A 17,594-nucleotide genomic window follows, 5' to 3' on the forward strand; every position below is an offset into this window, starting at 1 on the left:
GTGCCTCGTGTTCAGCGCGCGGGCCGGAACTGGTGCAGCACCAGCTCGTCCCCGCTCGGGATTGCTTCGAACTTCTCGTAAAAGACCTCGACGGGCATCCCGACGTCGATGGCCGCCGGTTCGATATCGCACAGGTTCGACACGATGCGGACGCCTTCGTCGAGCTCGATCAGTGCCACGACATAGGGGTATTGGAGGAAGGGGAGCGGCGGGTATTGCGGCATCACGAAGCTGTAAACCGTTCCGCGCCCGGTCGATTCGATGGAATCCCAGTTGAGCGACTGGCAATTTCCGCACATCGGACGGGGCGGCACCCGCAGCGTCTTGCAGTCGGCGCAGCGCTGGATCAGCAGCTTGTGGTCCTTGAGGCCCGACCAAAAGAATTCGGTGTCCGGGCTGATCGACGGAGCAAGTCTGGTCGCCATCAGTCCCCAGCCGTTCCGGCGGGGGCCCCGCCCGTCTTGAATCGCAGCGTGCGGAACCATTGGCGGCCGATGACTTCGCCGTTCTGATCGCGGTAGGTGGTCACCCACGTGACGAAGAATCCTTTGCCCATCGCGGTCGTCTTCTCGTCGGAGATCGAGTCGAACACCGTCTCGCCGGTGATCTCGTCACCGACGCGGGGATAGCGTTCGATCTCGAACTCAGAGTTCGTCGCGATGATGCCCGTGTAACCCGCGTCGGAGAGGAATTGCAGCGGGTTCGTCTTGATCTCGATCGGCACGCCGCCGCGCTCATGGATGCCGGCGAGCTTGGGCGGCGGCATCGTCCAGCTCTGCAGCATCACGGGCGGGGAAACCAGGCCGCCGTAGCGGGAGTTCTCCGCGAACTCGGGATCAAGGTAGGCGGGATTCATGTCGTCCAACGCGTACGCCCAGTGCCGGATCATCGCGGCGTTCACCGGATCGGGGGCGCGGGAGGGTCTGCCGACTCCGTCGGTGGGCGTCCCGATCAACGCGTCGAGGCGCTCGCGCAGGTCATCTTTGGCTAGCTCTGTCACGTGGATTTCCCCTCTCCGGAGGCCCGCACGTCTCGGGGTGCGCGGGGCATCCCAAGGCCGGCCATAGCGATGATGTCGCGTTGAAGTTCGTTGGCTCCGCCGCCGAATGTGTTGATGACCGCCAGCCTGTAGGCGCTTTCCAGCTCGCCCTTGAGCGGAGCTGCCGAGTCCTTGCGGACACCCGCCTGTCCGACGACTTCGAGCAGTTCGCGGGCAACCTGTTGGGTGAGCTCGGTGCCGAAAACCTTTGTCGCCGAGGCCTCGCCCATCCCGAGGGCACCCGAACTCATCGTCGCGTTCACGCGCAGGTTCAGCAGCCGGTAGGCGGCGACCTGCGCTTCCACCCGGGCCAGGGCCTGCTGCACCCAGGGCTGATCGATGACCATGCCGTCGTCGAGCGGTGTCGTCGACGCCCACTTGAGCGTCTTGGCGAAGAGCGGCTCCAGGGCACCGAGGTTGCCGAGGGCGGCGCGTTCGAGGTTGAGCTGGTTGGTCACCAGTGTCCAACCCTGGTTTTCGCCGAGCACGATGGCGCTCTCGGGTACCCGGACGTCATCGTAGAACGTGTAGTACGTGGACACCCCCGGCATGGTGTGCAGCGGCTTCCAGGAGAACCCGGGCGAGTCCGTCGGCACGATGAACAGGGTGATTCCCTTGTGTTTCTTGACGGTTGGGTCGGTGCGCGCCGCCAGCCAGATGTAGTCGGCGAACTCCGCGCCGCTGGTGAACATCTTCGAACCATTGATGACGAACTCGTCGCCGTCCCTGACCGCGGTGGTCCGCAGCGAGGCGAGGTCGCTCCCGGCGCCGGGCTCGGAGTAACCGATCGCGAAATCAACGGTGCCCTTGAGGATCGCGGGGAGGAACTTGGCCTTCTGCTCCTCGGTGCCGTACTGAATGAGCGTGGGGCCCACAGTGTTCAGGGTGACAAACGGCAACGGTGCATTGACCCTGCGCGCTTCCTCCGAGAAAATGTACTGTTCCAACGCGGTCAGCCCGCCGCCGCCATATTCGACCGGCCAGGCGACGCCCAGCAACCCGGCATCGCCCAGAGCGCGTCGGCACTCGGTCATCGCGGCGCCGCCCTCGGTGAGGTTGGCGACGGCGGCGCGGCGCTCCGGGGTCATCACCGCCTCCAAGCGCGTCCGGTAATCTTTGCGGAGCTGCTCCTGTTCGGGCGTGTAGTCGAAGTCCATCAGTTGCCCGCCCCCAGTCGGATTGGCATGCGTTTCACGCCCGGCACCATGGTTGCGCGCAGCCGGGTCACGTCACCGGTGAGCTCGATCGTGGGAAAGGCGCCCAGTAGCACCTCAAACATCACCCTGGCTTCCAGGCGCGCGAGCTGGGCGCCAAGGCACGCGTGCTCCCCGGCCCCGAACGCGATGTGCGGGTTGGGATTACGGGTGATGTCGAACTCTTCGCAGGTGGGCCCAAAGATCTCTTCGTCGCGGTTGGCGGAGCCGTAGAGCATGACCACTGTGTCTCCCGCCCTGATCTGCTGGCCGCGGATCTCGACGTCCTCGGTCGCGCGGCGGGCCATGTGGGTGACCGGGCTGGTGTATCGCAGCATCTCCTCGACCGCGCTGGGCAGCAGCGACGGGTCCGATCGCAGCAGCGCGAACTGGTCGGGGTGGTCGATCAGCGCCAACGTGCCCAACGCGATCAGGTTGCGCGTGGTTTCGTTGCCGGCGACCAACAGCAGGAAGGAGAAGTTGAGCAGATCCGCGTCGGTGAGCCGCTCGCCGTCGACCTCGGCCGCGGCCAGGATGCTCAGCAGGTCGTCCTGCCCGCTGACCTCGCCGGAGCGCCGCGCGGCGATGAGCTTGGTGAAGTATTCGTACAGCTCACCGAGCGCGACGATCGAGTCCAGTTCGATGTCCGGGTCGGCGGTGCCGACCGCCGCGTCCGACCACGCGCGGAATTGCTCCCAGTCTTCGGGTGGGGCACCGAGCATCTCGGCGATCATCCGGGTGGGAAGGGGCGCGGCGATCTCCTCGGCGAACTCGTACTCTCGCGACGGCTCGACACTGTCCACGATGCCCTTCACGATCTGGCGCACCTTGGGCTCGAGCAACTGCACCTGCCGGCGCGTGAAGCCGGAGTTGATGAGCTTGCGGAGCTGCCGGTGGCGGGGAGGGTCGGTGAAAATGAGGTTGCCTTCCTGAACGGGTTCAGGCTGGCTGGGATCCGGAATCGTGATGCCCTTCGTCGACGAGAAGGTCAGTGGGTGGCCCGAAACGTAGCGGACGTCTTCGTACTTCAATAGCGCCCAGAAGTTGGTGACGTCGTTCCACACCACTGGCGTCGTGTTGCGGAGTTCCCGGTAGACCGGGTAGGGATCGCCGGCGTAGAAGTCCGGAGAGTGCAAGGGAACTTTAGTAGTGGGCACAGCATGCCTTCCTTGACACTGGGGGCTGGCCGGACAGATGGAGCAAGAATGTCCGTTTCCATGCTGTCTACAGGAGAGCTAGATCATCTGTCAATCGCCGTATATTTGTCCGCAAACGGCGCAAATTAGCCGTTGACGGCGTTGGCGTCGGCGTGTACACACAGGTTGAGTATGTAAGTTATCTCGGTGGCGCGGTCGCGCTGCCTCACGATCGTGCAGTCAGGGAAGGCAGGCAGGATGGCTGGGTCGCGTTCGCTCCTGGAGGCCTACGGTCACTACATCGACGGCCGATGGACCGACCCGGACAGCGGACGCTACGACGTCGTCAATCCCGCCACCGAGGCGGTGATCCAAACGGCGCCCGACGCGAGCGTGGCGCAGGTCCAGCGGGCGATCGCCGCGGCCAGGACCGCTTTCGACACGGGCCCGTGGCCCGCGGCAGAGCCCGCGGAAAGGGCCCGATGCCTGCAACAGCTCAGCGATGCGTTGATGGCCAGGGGCGAGGAGGTCTACGCACTCGCGCAGGCCGAGTGGGGTTGTTCCGCAAACGAACGGCTGATTCACGTCGACGGCCCGGCATTCATGGTCGGTCATGCTGCCGAGCTCGCCACGGAGCCCGCCGAGGCGCCGATGGATGCGTGGGGTGCCGCGGGAACCACGGTGTTGCGCTACGAACCGCTCGGTGTGGTGGCGGCCATGACGCCGTGGAACTTCCCGCACACCCTCAACGTCATGAAGCTGGGCGCTGCGCTGGCGGCAGGAAATACGCTCGTGCTCAAGCCTTCACCTCTGACACCGCTGGCCGGCCTGGCGCTGGCGCGAATCATCGACGAGGACACCGACATTCCAGCCGGCGTCGTCAACGTGGTCACGCCGACCGGCGTCGAGGCCAGCAAAAGCCTGACGCTGGACCCCAGGGTCGACATGGTGAGCTTCACCGGCAGCTCAGCGGTCGGCCGCGATGTGATGGCGGGTGCGGCGACCACGATGAAGCGAGTGTTGCTGGAGTGCGGCGGCAAGTCGGCGACCATACTGCTGCCCGACGTCGACGTCAGCGACGAATTGTTGGAGCGGCTGCTGTTCGAAGGATGCACGATGCATGCCGGTCAAGCCTGCATTCTCAACAGCAGGTTGCTGCTGCCCGAGGCGATCCACGACGAGGTGGTGGACCGGCTCGCCGAGTTGGCCCGCGGGGTCGTGATCGGTGATCCCGTCGATCCCGCGGTCACCATGGGACCGTTGATCAGCCGCGAGCACCTCGACCGTGTCGAGGGATTCGTCAAACGCGCCGAAGCCGACGGCGCAACGGTCGTGGCCGGAGGAGCCCGTCCGAAGGATCTGAGCCGCGGTTTCTATTTCGAGCCAACGATACTCACCGATGCTTCCCCCGACTCGTATATCGCGCAGGAGGAGGTGTTCGGTCCCGTGCTGACCGTGTTGCGGTATCGAGACGACGACGATGCGTTGGCCATCGCCAACAATTCGTCCTACGGCCTTGGCGGCGCGGTGTGGGGGAGCGATCTCGATCGCGCGGTGGCCATCGCGCGCCGGATCAGGACCGGGCAGGTATCGATTAACGGCACGATTCCCGGAGACGCGCCGTTCGGGGGGTTCAAGCAGAGCGGCATCGGTCGTGAGGGCGGCGTGATGGGGCTGCGGGCCTACATGGAGCCCAAGGCCATCGGGATACCCGCGTGAACCGGCCCCTGGCGGGCTTGCGCGTCGTCGAGCTGGCCTCCGAGATCGCGGGCCCCTATTGCACGAAGCTGCTCGTGGACCTGGGCGCCGACGTGCGCAAAATCGAGCCCCCGTCAGGTGACCCACTGCGCCGCTGGGGTCCCTTTCCGCCGGAGGGCCCTCATCCGGAGCGAAGCGGTCTGTTCGAGTACCTGAACGCCGGAAAGCGCGGCACCACACTTGATTTCGCACATGATGGCAGCCGTGACGCCTTGCGCGAAATGATCTCTCAAGCGGACCTTCTTGTCGAAGACCTGCCAGCGGGCGCGCCCGAGCGCCGGGCGTGGGGCCTAGACGCAGAATCGCTGGCCCAGGTCAGCCCGAATCTTGTCGTGGTACGAATCTCGAGCTTCGGTCAGAAGGGGCCGCTGCGCGACCGGGTGACGACTCCGCTGACCCTGCAGGCGGCGGCGGGCTGGGTCAACATGCGTGAGCCCGGCCGAGCGCCGGTGCAGGCCGGTGCCCGAATTCCGGAGTACATCGCGGGCGGCTACGCGGCCCTCGGCGCGCTCACGGCCCTACACATCGGCACAGCCGAAACGAACCGGCCGGTCGAGGTGGACGTGTCGATCTTCGAGTCGCTGTTGTCGACACTGCCCTATCCCATGCTGATGGCTGCCCGCCTGAAAGCCCTTGGCTTGCCGACGAATTCCAAGGCCGCGCCGATGCTGGGTATCGTGCGTGCCGCCGACGGCTGGATCGGGATCAACTGCCTGACCGGTCAGCACTGGTTGGACGTGTGCGCGATGGTCGGGTTGCCCGAGTTCGGCGACCATCAGCTCGCGATCATGCTCGGCGGGCCCGAGCGCGACGAGTTCTTCGCCAAGGCCCAGCCCTTCCTTGAATCGATGTCCGTTGCCGATCTGGTCGAATTGAGCCAGGCCATGCGCATTCCCGCGGCGCCGATCACCGAAGGCGACACGATCCTGGGCTGCCCGCAGTATGCGGAGCGAGGGTTTTTCGTCGAATCAGCCGCTGAAGCATGGCGCTTCACCAGACCGGGAGCGCCGTTCCGGCTTTCGAAGACCCCGGCGCGGCCGCCCTTGCCTGCTCCCGCCCTGCGAACAAACGGCGCGCAGGCCACGTGGAGCGAGCGCGGCGCACCCCGTCCGAGGGGCGACGGTATCGACGTGTCGCTGCCGTTCGCCGGGCTGAAGGTGTTCGATTTGAGCACTTTCTGGGCGGGCGCATACCTGACGTGCTACCTCGGTGCGTTCGGGGCGGACGTGATCAAGGTCGAATCCGTTCAGCGCCCCGACGGACACCGCTACTCGGGCGCGCTGCTGCGTGAGGGCGACGACTGGTACGAGCGTGGGCCGCTCTGGCAGGGAACCAATCTCAACAAGCGCGACATCACGCTCGATCTCACCTCTGCCGCCGGTCGCGAGCTGGCGCTGCGACTGGCCGCAGAAGCCGATGTGGTGGTGGAGAACTTCTCGCCGCGCGTGGTTGAACAGTTCGGGATGGATTACGACTCCATCGCGCACAACAATCCCGGCGTGATCATGGTGCGGATGCCCGGGTTCGGGCTGGACGGGCCGTGGCGCGACTACGTGGGCTGGGCGCTGAACATCGAACAGGTGTCAGGCATGTCGGCCGCGACCGGTTATGCGGACGGCCCGCCGTGCAATCTGCAGGGGCCCGCCGACCCGATCGCCGGCGTACACGCGTGCGTCGCGCTGCTGGCTGCCCTCGAGCACAGGCGGTCCACCGGTGAGGGGCAGCTGATCGAGGTCGCGCAAATCGAGGTTGGCGCGGCGGTGACTGCCGAACCCGTCATCGAATACTCATTGACGGGAGCGGTGCGGCAGCGCGAGGGAAATCGCCACCGCGAATACGCCCAGGGCGTCTACAAAACCAGCAATGTCGACGAGTGGGTCGCGCTCACGGTGCGGGATGACGCGGATTGGCTTGCGGTGCTGGACGTGATTGACCGTCCCGATCTACGTGACGACCCGATGTTTGCGAACGCAGAAGCGCGCCGGGCAAACCACGACGAGTTCGATGAGGTACTGGCGAATTGGACATGCGGGCGAACCGCGGAGGAGGTCGTGGCAACGTTGGGCCGGCATGGTGTGCCGGCCGAGCGACTACTGACGGCCGATCAGATGTATGACGTCGAGCAGCTCGACGCGCGCGGCTTCTATCAGGACCTGGACCATTCGATCACCGGCCGACAGAGGTTTCCCGGCTGGCCGTTTCGCATCTCGCCGGGACCCGCGCACCATCACCGAACCGCGGCGCCGACGCTCGGGCAGCACAACGCCGAGGTGCTTGGAGCGCTTGGCCTTTCCGCTCAGGAAATTGCCGCATTGCGTGAGCAACGTGTCATCGGGGAACGTGTGCTGAACGCGTAGCCGATGACCTCGGCCCGTTCGGTCAGGCGTCGACCATCGCGGCGATCGTGTCGACGACACACGCCGGGCGTTCGCTGCCCTCGACTTCGACGGTGACGCGAACCGTGGCCCGGCCGCCCTTGTCGTTGCGCTCCACCTTGAGCAGTTCGGCGCCCGCCCTGATGCGTGAGTCGACCGGTACCGGCGCGGGGAAGCGCAGCTTGTCGCTGCCGTAATTGACCTGCATCGCCAAGCCGGTCACCCGGTAGATCTGTTGCACGAGAATGGGTACCAGCGACAGCGTCAGATAGCCGTGCGCGATCGTCCGGCCGTAGGGGCCGGCTGCCGCCTTCTCCGGATCGACGTGAATCCATTGATGGTCGCCGGTTACCTCGGCGAACAAGTTGATTTCCTTCTGAGTGACCTGGTGCCAGTCGCTGAAACCGAGGTGTTCGCCGACGTGAGCCTCGAAGTCGGCGATTCCGTCGTAAACCTTCGGGGATATGCGCGCCCGGGTCATGCCGGGACCTTGAGTCCCAACTGCTCAATAGCGTTGCCGCCCATGATCTTCGCCTCGGCGGCCTCCGAGATGCCGTCGAGCCGGTCTACGAAGCTCAGCGGATCACCGATGCCTTCGGGGTGCGGGAAATCGGAGCCGAACATCACGTGATCCTCGCCCATGATGTCGATGATCCCCTTGAGGTCGTCCTCGAGGAACGGATGGATGTAGATGTTTCGCTTGAACACCTCGACGGGGTGCTCGTCGAACTCCTTGGGCATGATCTTGTACGCGGTGTTCAACTGTTCGAGCAGATTGCGCACCCAACCGCTGCCGTTCTCGACGCAGAAGATCTTCAGATCGGGGAAGCGGGACAGGGCGCCGTGGCAGATCATCGCGGCCAGCGTGTCCTCGATGGCGCGGTGGCCCATCACGACCTCGCGTAACGCGCTCGGCTTGAAGGACAGGTACTCGTCACCGCCCTCCCACTCCATGAGGTGCTTCTGGTAGCCGCTGTCCGAGGCATGCATGGTGACCGGCATGCCGGCGTTCACGACTTCTTCCCAGAACGGGTCGAACTCGGGAAGGCCCATGGAGCGCGAACCGCCGAAGCGGCTGGGCACGGGTGCGGGCCGCACCAGGAAGGTCTTCATGCCGTGCTCGACGCCCCAGCGGAACTCCTTGATGGCTTCGTCCACCAAGGGCAGGCAGATGACGGGGGTCGCGAAGATCCGGTCGTGGTAGTTGAACGTCCAGTGCTCGTGCATCCACTCGTTGAGCGCATGAATGATCGCGTGGGTGAGGATGACGTCGTCGGTCGTGCGTTCCTCGATGAGGCTGGCGAGGGTCGGGTACATCACGCACTGATCGATGCCGAGTTCGTCCATCAGTTCCAGTCGGGGCGCGGGTGACTGGTATGCCGGGATGACATCCATTGCCTCGCCGATGAACTCGCGGAAGTTGAGACCCTCGGGATTGTTGCCGAGGAAGTAGTCCTCCGCGCTGCCGGGCCTGGCAACTCGCTCGAATGTCGGATTCGGGATCATGTGGCTGATGTGGTCCTTGACGACGAGTTTGGGCCGGCCGTTGACCTCGACGTAACCGACCTTTCCGCGGTGTTCCTTCGGCAGGTATTTGGTGAGCGCTTCGGTGGTCTCGTACATGTGGTTGTCGATGTCGAAGACCGGATACGGCAGGGACCGGGGTGACATGAGGCTGAACCCTCCTCAGAGCAGCGAATATGAACATTTACGCTATTTGAGAACGACATTATCACCTATGCTATTCAGCATCCAGATCGGGGTCAGGACGCTTGGATTCCTTTCCATGCGCCGATCACAGCATCGGTGGTGGTCACCGTGGCGAGCAGTGCCAGCGTGTTGTCGATGATCGACTCGGCGTACTCCCGCGGATACCCGCTCACCGCGTCGCGCGGCAACACGAATTGATAGCTGCGATTGACCGCGTCCATCGCGAAATTCTGAATGGCTATGTTGATCGAAACGCCCACTCCAACAATGGTCTTGATGTTCATGTTCCGCAACACGGAGTCAAGATCGGTACCGGTCATGGGCCCGACGCCGTGGGTGCGTGTCAGCACGAGGTCGCTGGGTACCGGGCCGAACTCGGGGAGAAGCCACGCGCCAGGGCTGCCGGGAGTCAGGTCGGCGGCGAAGGATTTCCCAGCCATGAACAGCCGGGCGTTGGAGTTCGATCCGCGGTTGTCCGGGCGCTTCTCGATGAGGCAGTGCACTACCGCGACTCCCGCCGCCCTAGCGGCGTCGAGCAGTTTGGAAATGTTCGGAATGGCCTCGCGGCGAGCCTCTTCGGCGAGGTATGGGAGGCCGGCTTGCGGACCTATGACCCCGCCCTGGCACTCCTGAGTCACGAGCGCGGTGGTGGCGGGATCGAGCAGCGATTGGAGCGATGGTGGCGGCATGAGAATAGACGTTATCGTGTGCGGGAACTAAATTTCCAACGAGGAGGCCCCATGGATGTCTGGGAGCTCGAGGTGCGGGAGGCGGTACGACAGACGCTGGCCGACTACACCGCCGCCACCGATCGATTCGATCTCCACGCGCTGGCTTCGTGTTTCGGTGATGCGGGCGTCTTGGAATTCAGTGGTGGTACCGAGCCGCTGAGGGGATCGGCGGAAATCGCGGCCGGTCTCGGCGCCGCGGTGACCCGGCCTTCGAAATCGGGGCAACCGGCACCGACCCACGTCCGGCACCATGTATCCAGCGTCCGGTTCGGGTCGGTGGCCCGCGACAGGGTCGAGGTCAGCAGTTACTTCGCCGTCCACACTGACATTGGGCTCGACCACTGGGGCCGTTACCGCGACATATTGGTCCCCATCGGAGGTCGGTGGCTGTTCGCCCATCGCCGGATCAGTGTGGACGCATTCGCCGCGGACAGCCTGATGGCCTAAGGATCATGCCGTGATGAACTCCTTGCCGAATGCGCGCGAACGCTCGATGAGTTCGGCCCGGTCCGCGCCGGGCGACGCAATGGTAAGCCAGGTGACGCCCATTGCCTCGAGCCTCGCGATGGTGGCGTGCCGTTCGTCGGCCGATCTGCTGTCCTCCAACAGGTTTCCCGCGGAAAAGCAGATGTCCAGCGGTGCGGTGCGGCCGATTTCGGTTGCGTAGTGCCTGGCCCAGTCGATGGCGGCCGCCAACTCGTCGATCGTCGAGATCTCCGCGGTGCGCGACGCGGCGGCGTAGCCGAACGTGTTGAACGGCGCCCATCCCTGAGCGCGCGATACCGCCCGCCGCACGGCCGGCTTGCTGTTGCCGCCGACCCACACCGGTGGCCGGGTCGCCGGCAGCGGGCGCAACCGAACGCCGCGGGCCGCGAACGTCGTCCCTTCGTAGGCGATGTCCTCGCCGGTGAGCACCTTGTCCAACACGTCCAGCGCCTCATCGAGGAGGGCGCCGCGGTTGTCGAAATCGATTCCCAGGGCCCTGAATTCGGGCTTGAGGTATCCCGCCGCCGTTCCGAGGATCAATCGACCTCTCGACAGCGAGGCGAGGCTTTGAATCGATTTGGCGCCGAGAAAAGGATTGCGGTAGGCGGCGATGTAGACATTGGTCAGCAGCCTGACATCGGTCGTTGCGGCGGCCGCGAAAGCCAACGCGACGAACGGATCAAGGGCGTGGTGGCCGCCGTGGTCGAGCCACTTCGCATCGGGTGCGGGGTGATCGGTGACCTGGACGGCCGCGAACCCGCTCTCCTCGGCCACTCGCGCGATGTCGGCGATCGCTTCGGCGGTTACGAACTCATCGACCGATTCGACACGATGAGTCGGCAGTTCGAGGGAAAAGGAGACGGTCACGAGGATCCTTTCATTCAGAGACGAGCGTGGCCAGGCGCTGCGCGTGGTAGTCCGGGTCGCCGAAAATCAGCTGACTGACCTTTGCGCGTCGGACAAACAAATGGGCGTCGTGTTCCCAGGTGAAGCCGATTCCGCCGTGAATGCGCATGTTGTCGAGCGCAACCTGCAGGAAAGCCTCCGAACACACCATCTTCGCGACCGAGGCGGCGGTCGGGAGATCATCGGTGGCGGCCACTTCGGCCGCATGTGATTCGGCCGAACGTGCGCCCTCTACCTGGACCAACATGTCCGCGCACCGATGCTTCACGGCTTGGAAACTACCGATCGGCCGACCGAATTGAATGCGATCCTTGGCGTAGTCGACGGCCATATCGAGGCACCGTTGCGCCGCGCCGACCTGTTCGGCGGTCACCGCGATAATGGCGAGGTCGGATGTGCGCGCGAGGAAGTCCGCGGCGCCACCTTCGGTCCCGATCAGCTCTGCGCGGGCGCCGTCGAACTGCACCCGGGCCAGCTTGCGGGTGCGGTCGAGACTGGCCAACGGTGTGCGACGAAGGCCCTGTGACCCGGCACGTACCGCGAACAACGAGATGCCTGCGTCGCTGATGGCCGGCGACAGGATGACGTCCGCGGTGTGGCCGTCGATCACGAGAGGCGCCTCACCACGGATCCGATAGACGGTACCGTCGCGGTCAGCCCGCACCGTCACCGCGGCGGGGTCCCATGCGTCTAGCCGGCCGTTGAGGATCAGCGTCGCTGTGGTGGAGCCGTCGACGAACCCGGGGACGAACCGCTCCACCGCCGCGTCGTCGCCGCTGGCGAGAATGGCCTGCGTCGCCAGCGCCACGGTGGCGAAGAAGGGGGAGCACACCAGCGCGCGTCCCATTTCCTCGAACACCACCGCCAATTCGGCCACGCCGGCACCGGCCCCGCCCCATTGGTCCGGCACGACGATGCCCTGCAGTCCCAACTCGCCCGCCATCTGGCGCCACGACGCCTCGTCGTACCCGATGTCCGTCGCCATCAGCTTGCGAACGGTCTCGCTGGGCGATGTCGCGCTCAAGTAGTCGCGGACGACGCTGCGAAGCTCGTCGACCTCACTTGACGGCACGCAGGGCATCCCGGTTCGGCCTCACCCGGGCTGCTGCCGGATCTGTGATACGCAGCGCGGCAGACCGAACGCTCAGCGGTGCCCACCCGATCATGTTGTCGTACATCGGTTTTGATGGAGTCATGTCTTCCTTTGCGCGATCGCGGCCGACGCCGGCGTCCCTCACTCGGGCGCCTGGCCATCCCACGCGAGATGGCCATTGTCGGATCAGGATAGTATGTTTTGTGAAAATAGAGAATAACCATTCTCGCGCTTAAGGAGCGAAGCGGTGACGACGAAACTCGACTACGGCATCTTTGACTGCGACACCCACTGCTACGAGACGCGGGACGCGTTCACCCGTTATCTGCCGGAGGAGTTTCGGGACCGGGCGATCACCACCGTGCGCGGGGCGGACGGCGTCGAGGTGATCCTTGCGGGACATCGGGTCGCCACGTTCAACAGCGAAGGGGGACTGGGCCTCGATGTCGCTTATCGGCCGGGCTCGCTCAAGGAGATGCTCAAGCAGATGGGATCGGGCAACCCCGAGGAATCCTACGAGCCGCAACCCATGCAACCGGAATTCATCGAGCGCGGTGCGCGCCTTGCCGTCATGGCGGAGCAGAACATCGAGCGTATGGTCATCTATCCCAGCGGTATGGCCCTGGCCGCCGAACACTACGTCGACGACACAGCGGCACTGTACGCCAACCTGCGCTCGTTCAACCGATGGTTCGACGAAGAGTGGGGTTTCAACTACGAAGACAAAATTTTCGCCACGGCGCTGATGTCGTTGCGCGACTTGGATTCTGCGATCGCCGAGACGGAGGCCATCATCGCGCAGGGCGCAAAGTTCGTGCTGCTGCCGACCGGGCCGGCTTACGGTCGATCGCCCGGCGACCCGTACTTCGACCCGATTTACGCACGCTTGCAGGAGGCCGGCTGCATCCTGGTGTTCCACATCATGCCGTTCTGGTACTTCAATGCGATCTCGCCCGCTTGGGGACAAAACTCCGACCCGGCTTCTTGGCACATGTCGGCGTGGCAGTGGATGAATGTCTACGGCCAGCGCCCGATCGAGGAGACGTTGTCCGCTCTCATCTTCGACAACCTCTTCGGTCGCTTCCCGGGCCTGAACGTCCTCGTCGCCGAGCACGGGGCGGAATGGGTGCCGTTCTTCGTCAAACACATGGACAAGAGCAGAGGGATGGGCCGCAACGGGCCTTGGATTGGTGGGAAGCTGACGGAGCGGCCTTCGGCGATCTTCCGCCGTCATGTCCGTGTGGTGCCGTACCCCGAGGACGACATCCCGGCGATCGTCGAGGGCCTAGGATACGACGACTGCTTGGTGATGGGCTCGGATTACCCACACGCCGAAGGCCTGGCCGTGCCGGCCGAATTTGCCAAGCTGCTCGACCCGCTCGACGACGCCGCCAAGCGACGGATCATGCGCGACAACGCCGACCAGTTGCTCTCCCGGAGCTAAACGCCCGATGGCAGACGACGACGTCGACCTCGACCTACTGAGGGTGTCGGCGCGGCAGTTTCTGGCCGACCGCGGCGAGAAGGAATCCGTCAAGGACCTTGCGGCGATGGACTGGACGGGCCTGCTCGTCGATGAGGTGGTGGGTGGCGCCGGCTGGCGTCCAGTCGAAACGTGCGTCATAGCCGAAGAACTCGGACGAGCGAACTACAGGTCGGCGTGGTTGGGAACCACGGTCGCCGCCGCGGCGCTCGCCTCGGCGCCCGACGACCTGAGGGAACAGTTGCTGCCCGGTCTGCTCGCCGGCACGATGGCGGCGGGCGTCACCGTCGTCAATGGCTCCGCACGGATCATCCGCGGCAATGAAGTCGACATCATTGTGCTTCTGGGACGCAACGGAATTCACGTGATTCGTGACCCGGATCCCGCGCGGACGGTTCTGGACGGCGACCTGCTCGACGTCACCAGAACGGTCTGGCGTATCGACCTCACCGACGCGCCCAGCACCCTTATCGGGCCGCCCGACAGGGCCACAGAGCTGACGGCCGTGGCTCGGCTGCTCGTTGCCGCCGACTCCGTGGGTGCCACGTCGATGACCCTTGAACGGCTGACGGCATACCTGCGGGAGCGCGTGGCGTTCGGGGCGCCGATCGCGAGTTTCCAAGCGATTCAGCACCGCCTCGTCGAGCTGCTGGTCTTCGAAGTCAAAGCGCGCGCCGTCGTCATGAAGGCCGCGCGTGCCATCGCCTCCGCCGACCAACGGGCGACCACCTTGACGGCGGCGGCGCACGCATTCGTAGCGGCGAAAGCCACGGCCGCCGTGGACGAATGCATGCAACTGTCGGGCGGCATCGGATTCACCTGGGAGTACCCGCTGCACCACGAGATGCGCCGTGTCTTCACCAACGCCCAGCTGATGGGCACGGCGCGGTCGAGTCGGGCGCTGCTGGCGGAGGTGTCCGGCTGGTGAGCGCTTTCGTCAACCGGCCCACCGAGGCGCAGCTGAACGATTTCAGGAATCGGGTCAGGACATACATCGCCGACCACGCACCGGCGATCGAGGCCCGCGAAGGCCATCGAGCTCCTGAGACCGCCGAACAGGAAACCCTACTGCGCGCTTGGTTCGCCGGCCTGTTCGACGCGGGTTTCGTGGGCGCGGACTGGCCGATCGAATACGGCGGTCGCGGCGACTACCACCCGCTGCACGATCGCATCGTGAGTGAGGAGATTCTGCGCGCCCGCGCGCCGCGCCCGGTGGACCAGGTGAACCTGGCTGCCCACGTGCTCCTGCACTTCGGTTCTGACGAACAGAAACAGACGTTACTGCCACCGATTCGGCGCAGCGAACATGTCTGGTGTCAGCTGCTCAGCGAGCCCGACGCCGGCAGCGACATCGCCGGAGTACGCAGCCGCGGTGCGCGGCAAGACGATGGCAGCTGGCTCCTCGACGGGCAGAAGACCTGGATCACCGACGGACACTGGGCCGACATGGGCCTCGCCCTGGTCCGCACCGACCCGAGATCCTCGCGCCACCACGGCCTGTCGGTCTTCGCCGTGCCGCTTTCGGCGGAGGGTGTCGAGGTTCGTCCGATCCGCACGATCGGTGACGCGATCGAGGTCAATGAGGTCTTCCTCACCGGAGTCAGGCTGGGCGCCGACAGCCTGATCGGCGAGGTGGGCCAGGGCTGGGCGATCATCATGGCGGGCCTGGACTTTGAACGATTCGGCATCGGCGGGAACGTCATCCTGCTCGAATTGCTGATCGACGATCTGGTCGCGGTGGCCCGTCACGCACATATCGACGGCCTGCCGGCGTTGGAGTGTGGCGACGTCCGCCAAGAGGTCGCCGAGTTAGCCGTGGAGGTCGAAGTGGCCAAGGCGTTCATCGACGATCACGTGGAGCGGCTGACGTCGGGCGACGAACAACCGGGTGACGGGTCGATAGCCAAGTTGAGTTTTGCGGAGACATACCACCGCGTCGCGGCTTACGGCGCCCAGTTGGCGGCGTCCGCGACCGTCGCCGGGGTCGCGGACCCGGAGGTGCAGAACGCCAAACAACGGTTGCGGGAATGCTGGTTGTGGTCGCGCGCCTACACGATTTCGGGCGGCAGTTCGGAGATGATGCGCAACATTCTTGCCAAGCGCCGACTGCACTTGCCGAGCCGGTGACCACAGATCGCGCCGTGCAGACGTACTGGTCTCTGGTCGAGACCGCGGCGGGAGCACACCCTGACCGGGTGGTGCTCGCGGACGACTACGGGCGCAGCCTGTCGTGTGCCCAGCTGCGGGACTCCGCACTGACGTGCGCGGCGGCGCTGGCGCAGCGGGGGATCGGTGCGGGCACGGTGGTGTCATGGCAACTGCCGACCACGCTGGAGACGATGGTCGTCATGACGGCGTTGGCCCGCCTCGGCGCCGTCCAGAACCCGGTGCTGCCGATCTGGCGCGAAAGCGAACTACGGTACGTGACAGCGCAACTCGCGACCGACGTCATCATCGTACCGGGGCTGTGGCGCAGTTTTGACCACACCGCGCTCGCACATCGGCTCGCGAATGAGCGGCCCATGCGGGTCCTGGTCATCGACCACGACGCTCCCATTGCCGACGGGCTTCGATTGCCCAGCGGTGATCCGGAAACGCTGCCTACTCCTCCGAGCAGCGCGGAGGACCCGCGGTGGATCTACTATTCGTCGGGCACTACGGCGGCACCGAAAGGAGCGCGGCACTGCGACCGGTCGGTCATCGCCGGTTCGGCAGGGGTCATCGGAATCGTCGGGGCTTCCAGCAACGACGTCAACCCGATCGCGTTTCCGGTTTCGCACATCGGAGGCGCCGCCATGCTCGCCGCGGCTCTGCTCACCGGGATGAAGCTGGTGCTGTTCGATGCCTTCGACCCCGTCGAGACCCCCTTTGCCATCGCGGCGCACCGCCCGACTCTGCTGGGCAGCGCAACCCCCTTTTTCGTCGCTTTCATGGCGGCGCAGGCGAAGTATGGTGACGAACCGCTCTACCCCGAGCTGCGGGGCTGCGTCGGTGGGGGCGCACCAATCACCGCCGAGCTCGGTCATCAAGTGCGGCAGACACTTTCAGTCGACGGCGTGGCCAATGCGTGGGGCCTGACCGAATTTCCGGTAGCCACCTCTCAGGCGCCTAACGGTCCCGCGGAGCTGCTGGATCACACCGTCGGGAAACCGGTGCCCGGCGTTGCGGTACGGGTCGTCGACGAAGCTGGACAGCAGGTGCCGCGTGGCACGGAGGGGGAGCTGCGGCTCAAAGGGCCGCAGTGCTTCCTCGGCTACGTCGACGCAACTCTGGATGCCCACGCGTTCGACGCCGAAGGATGGTTTCGCACAGGAGATCTGGGCCGCATCGATGATGACGGCAACGTCGTCGTCACCGGCCGAATCAAGGATGCGATCATCCGCAACGCGGAGAACATCTCGGCCTTGGAAGTCGAGGGTGTCCTGGCCAGCCACCCGGCGGTGGCCGACGTGGCGATCATCGGGGTGCCGGATGAGCGAACCGGCGAGCGTGTTTGCGCCGTCGTCGTCGCGCGCCCGGGTGTGGCGGTGACGCTTTCGTCGATCTTCGAACACTGTCAAGCGCGGGGATTGAGCAAGCACAAAACGCCCGAACGACTCGAAATCGTGGATGCGCTGCCTCGAAATATCACCGGCAAGGTGCTCAAGAACGAGCTGCGGGCGAAGTTCGGCTGAAGCACTTCAT

16 protein-coding genes are annotated in these 17,594 nt (G+C 65.1%); 7 read left to right on the forward strand and 9 right to left on the reverse strand.

Translation table 11 applies throughout. The annotated features are described in order from the left end of the window. Nucleotides 1–11: 11 nt before the first annotated feature. From AC0KS4_RS07285 to AC0KS4_RS07300, 4 genes are read right to left on the reverse strand one after another with little or no spacing between them, the layout of a single operon-like run. Nucleotides 12–425, reverse strand: a complete 414-nt coding sequence (locus AC0KS4_RS07285; protein WP_225326995.1) for a Zn-ribbon domain-containing OB-fold protein — start codon at nucleotides 423–425, stop codon at nucleotides 12–14. Next, nucleotides 425–1,000, reverse strand: coding sequence for an FAS1-like dehydratase domain-containing protein (locus AC0KS4_RS07290; RefSeq protein WP_014711341.1), 576 nt, complete (start codon nucleotides 998–1,000; stop codon nucleotides 425–427). The genes AC0KS4_RS07285 and AC0KS4_RS07290 overlap by 1 nt, the downstream gene beginning before the upstream one ends. Then, nucleotides 997–2,196, reverse strand: coding sequence for an acyl-CoA dehydrogenase family protein (locus AC0KS4_RS07295; RefSeq protein WP_238957681.1), 1,200 nt, complete (start codon nucleotides 2,194–2,196; stop codon nucleotides 997–999). Before AC0KS4_RS07295 ends, AC0KS4_RS07290 begins: the two co-directional genes overlap by 4 nt. Next, nucleotides 2,196–3,368, reverse strand: a complete 1,173-nt coding sequence (locus tag AC0KS4_RS07300; protein WP_225327045.1) for a cytochrome P450 — start codon at nucleotides 3,366–3,368, stop codon at nucleotides 2,196–2,198. Before AC0KS4_RS07300 ends, AC0KS4_RS07295 begins: the two co-directional genes overlap by 1 nt. A 258-nt stretch (nucleotides 3,369–3,626) precedes the next feature. Between AC0KS4_RS07300 and AC0KS4_RS07305 the strand changes: the two genes are divergently transcribed. Continuing rightward, nucleotides 3,627–5,087, forward strand: a complete 1,461-nt coding sequence (locus AC0KS4_RS07305) for an aldehyde dehydrogenase family protein (RefSeq protein WP_225326993.1) — start codon at nucleotides 3,627–3,629, stop codon at nucleotides 5,085–5,087. Further along, entirely contained in the window at nucleotides 5,084–7,483 is a 2,400-nt protein-coding gene (locus tag AC0KS4_RS07310) for a CaiB/BaiF CoA transferase family protein (RefSeq protein ID WP_225326992.1), read from the forward strand. Before AC0KS4_RS07305 ends, AC0KS4_RS07310 begins: the two co-directional genes overlap by 4 nt. Nucleotides 7,484–7,505: 22 nt before the next feature. Here the strand turns inward: AC0KS4_RS07310 and AC0KS4_RS07315 are convergent, their stop codons facing one another. From AC0KS4_RS07315 to AC0KS4_RS07325, 3 genes are all read right to left on the reverse strand, one after another. Next, nucleotides 7,506–7,982 (reverse strand): MaoC family dehydratase, encoded by a 477-nt coding sequence (locus tag AC0KS4_RS07315; RefSeq protein ID WP_238957683.1) that lies wholly within the window; start codon nucleotides 7,980–7,982, stop codon nucleotides 7,506–7,508. Further along, nucleotides 7,979–9,172, reverse strand: coding sequence for an amidohydrolase family protein (locus AC0KS4_RS07320; protein ID WP_225326990.1), 1,194 nt, complete (start codon nucleotides 9,170–9,172; stop codon nucleotides 7,979–7,981). Before AC0KS4_RS07320 ends, AC0KS4_RS07315 begins: the two co-directional genes overlap by 4 nt. Before the next feature lie 92 nt (nucleotides 9,173–9,264). Then, nucleotides 9,265–9,900 (reverse strand): cysteine hydrolase family protein, encoded by a 636-nt coding sequence (locus AC0KS4_RS07325; RefSeq protein WP_225326989.1) that lies wholly within the window; start codon nucleotides 9,898–9,900, stop codon nucleotides 9,265–9,267. Between the two features lie 51 nt (nucleotides 9,901–9,951). On the opposite strand from AC0KS4_RS07325, the gene AC0KS4_RS07330 reads away from it, so the two are divergent. Then, nucleotides 9,952–10,389 carry a nuclear transport factor 2 family protein gene (locus AC0KS4_RS07330; protein WP_225326988.1) on the forward strand — a complete coding sequence of 146 codons (438 nt, stop codon included), beginning with the start codon at nucleotides 9,952–9,954 and terminating at the stop codon, nucleotides 10,387–10,389. Nucleotides 10,390–10,392: 3 nt separating this feature from the next. Here the strand turns inward: AC0KS4_RS07330 and AC0KS4_RS07335 are convergent, their stop codons facing one another. Together AC0KS4_RS07335 and AC0KS4_RS07340 are read right to left on the reverse strand one after the other, a co-directional pair. After that, the gene (locus AC0KS4_RS07335) at nucleotides 10,393–11,295 is read right to left on the reverse strand and encodes a TIGR03619 family F420-dependent LLM class oxidoreductase (protein ID WP_238957684.1); all 903 of its coding nucleotides are present in this window, start codon (nucleotides 11,293–11,295) and stop codon (nucleotides 10,393–10,395) included. 10 nt (nucleotides 11,296–11,305) lie between these two features. Continuing rightward, nucleotides 11,306–12,406: an acyl-CoA dehydrogenase family protein gene (locus tag AC0KS4_RS07340; protein ID WP_225341154.1), complete on the reverse strand. Its 1,101-nt coding sequence runs from the start codon at nucleotides 12,404–12,406 to the stop codon at nucleotides 11,306–11,308. Nucleotides 12,407–12,674: 268 nt separating this feature from the next. Here AC0KS4_RS07340 and AC0KS4_RS07345 point away from each other — a divergent pair, with 268 nt between their 5' ends. Genes AC0KS4_RS07345 through AC0KS4_RS07360 form a run of 4 tightly spaced genes read left to right on the forward strand, consistent with a single transcriptional unit; the run spans nucleotide 12,675 to nucleotide 17,584 of the window. Then, a complete protein-coding gene (locus AC0KS4_RS07345; RefSeq protein WP_225326985.1) occupies nucleotides 12,675–13,871 on the forward strand; it encodes an amidohydrolase family protein in 1,197 nt (398 codons plus the stop codon). 7 nt (nucleotides 13,872–13,878) lie between these two features. Then, on the forward strand, nucleotides 13,879–14,838 hold the full coding sequence (locus tag AC0KS4_RS07350; RefSeq protein ID WP_238957686.1) for an acyl-CoA dehydrogenase family protein: 960 nt from the start codon (nucleotides 13,879–13,881) through the stop codon (nucleotides 14,836–14,838). After that, entirely contained in the window at nucleotides 14,835–16,037 is a 1,203-nt protein-coding gene (locus AC0KS4_RS07355; RefSeq protein WP_238957689.1) for an acyl-CoA dehydrogenase family protein, read from the forward strand. Before AC0KS4_RS07350 ends, AC0KS4_RS07355 begins: the two co-directional genes overlap by 4 nt. Beyond that, nucleotides 16,034–17,584, forward strand: coding sequence for a class I adenylate-forming enzyme family protein (locus tag AC0KS4_RS07360; RefSeq protein ID WP_238957691.1), 1,551 nt, complete (start codon nucleotides 16,034–16,036; stop codon nucleotides 17,582–17,584). Before AC0KS4_RS07355 ends, AC0KS4_RS07360 begins: the two co-directional genes overlap by 4 nt. Nucleotides 17,585–17,594: the final 10 nt, after the last annotated feature.

The organism is Mycobacterium sp. NTMscope_MAC_12 (assembly GCF_976985675.1).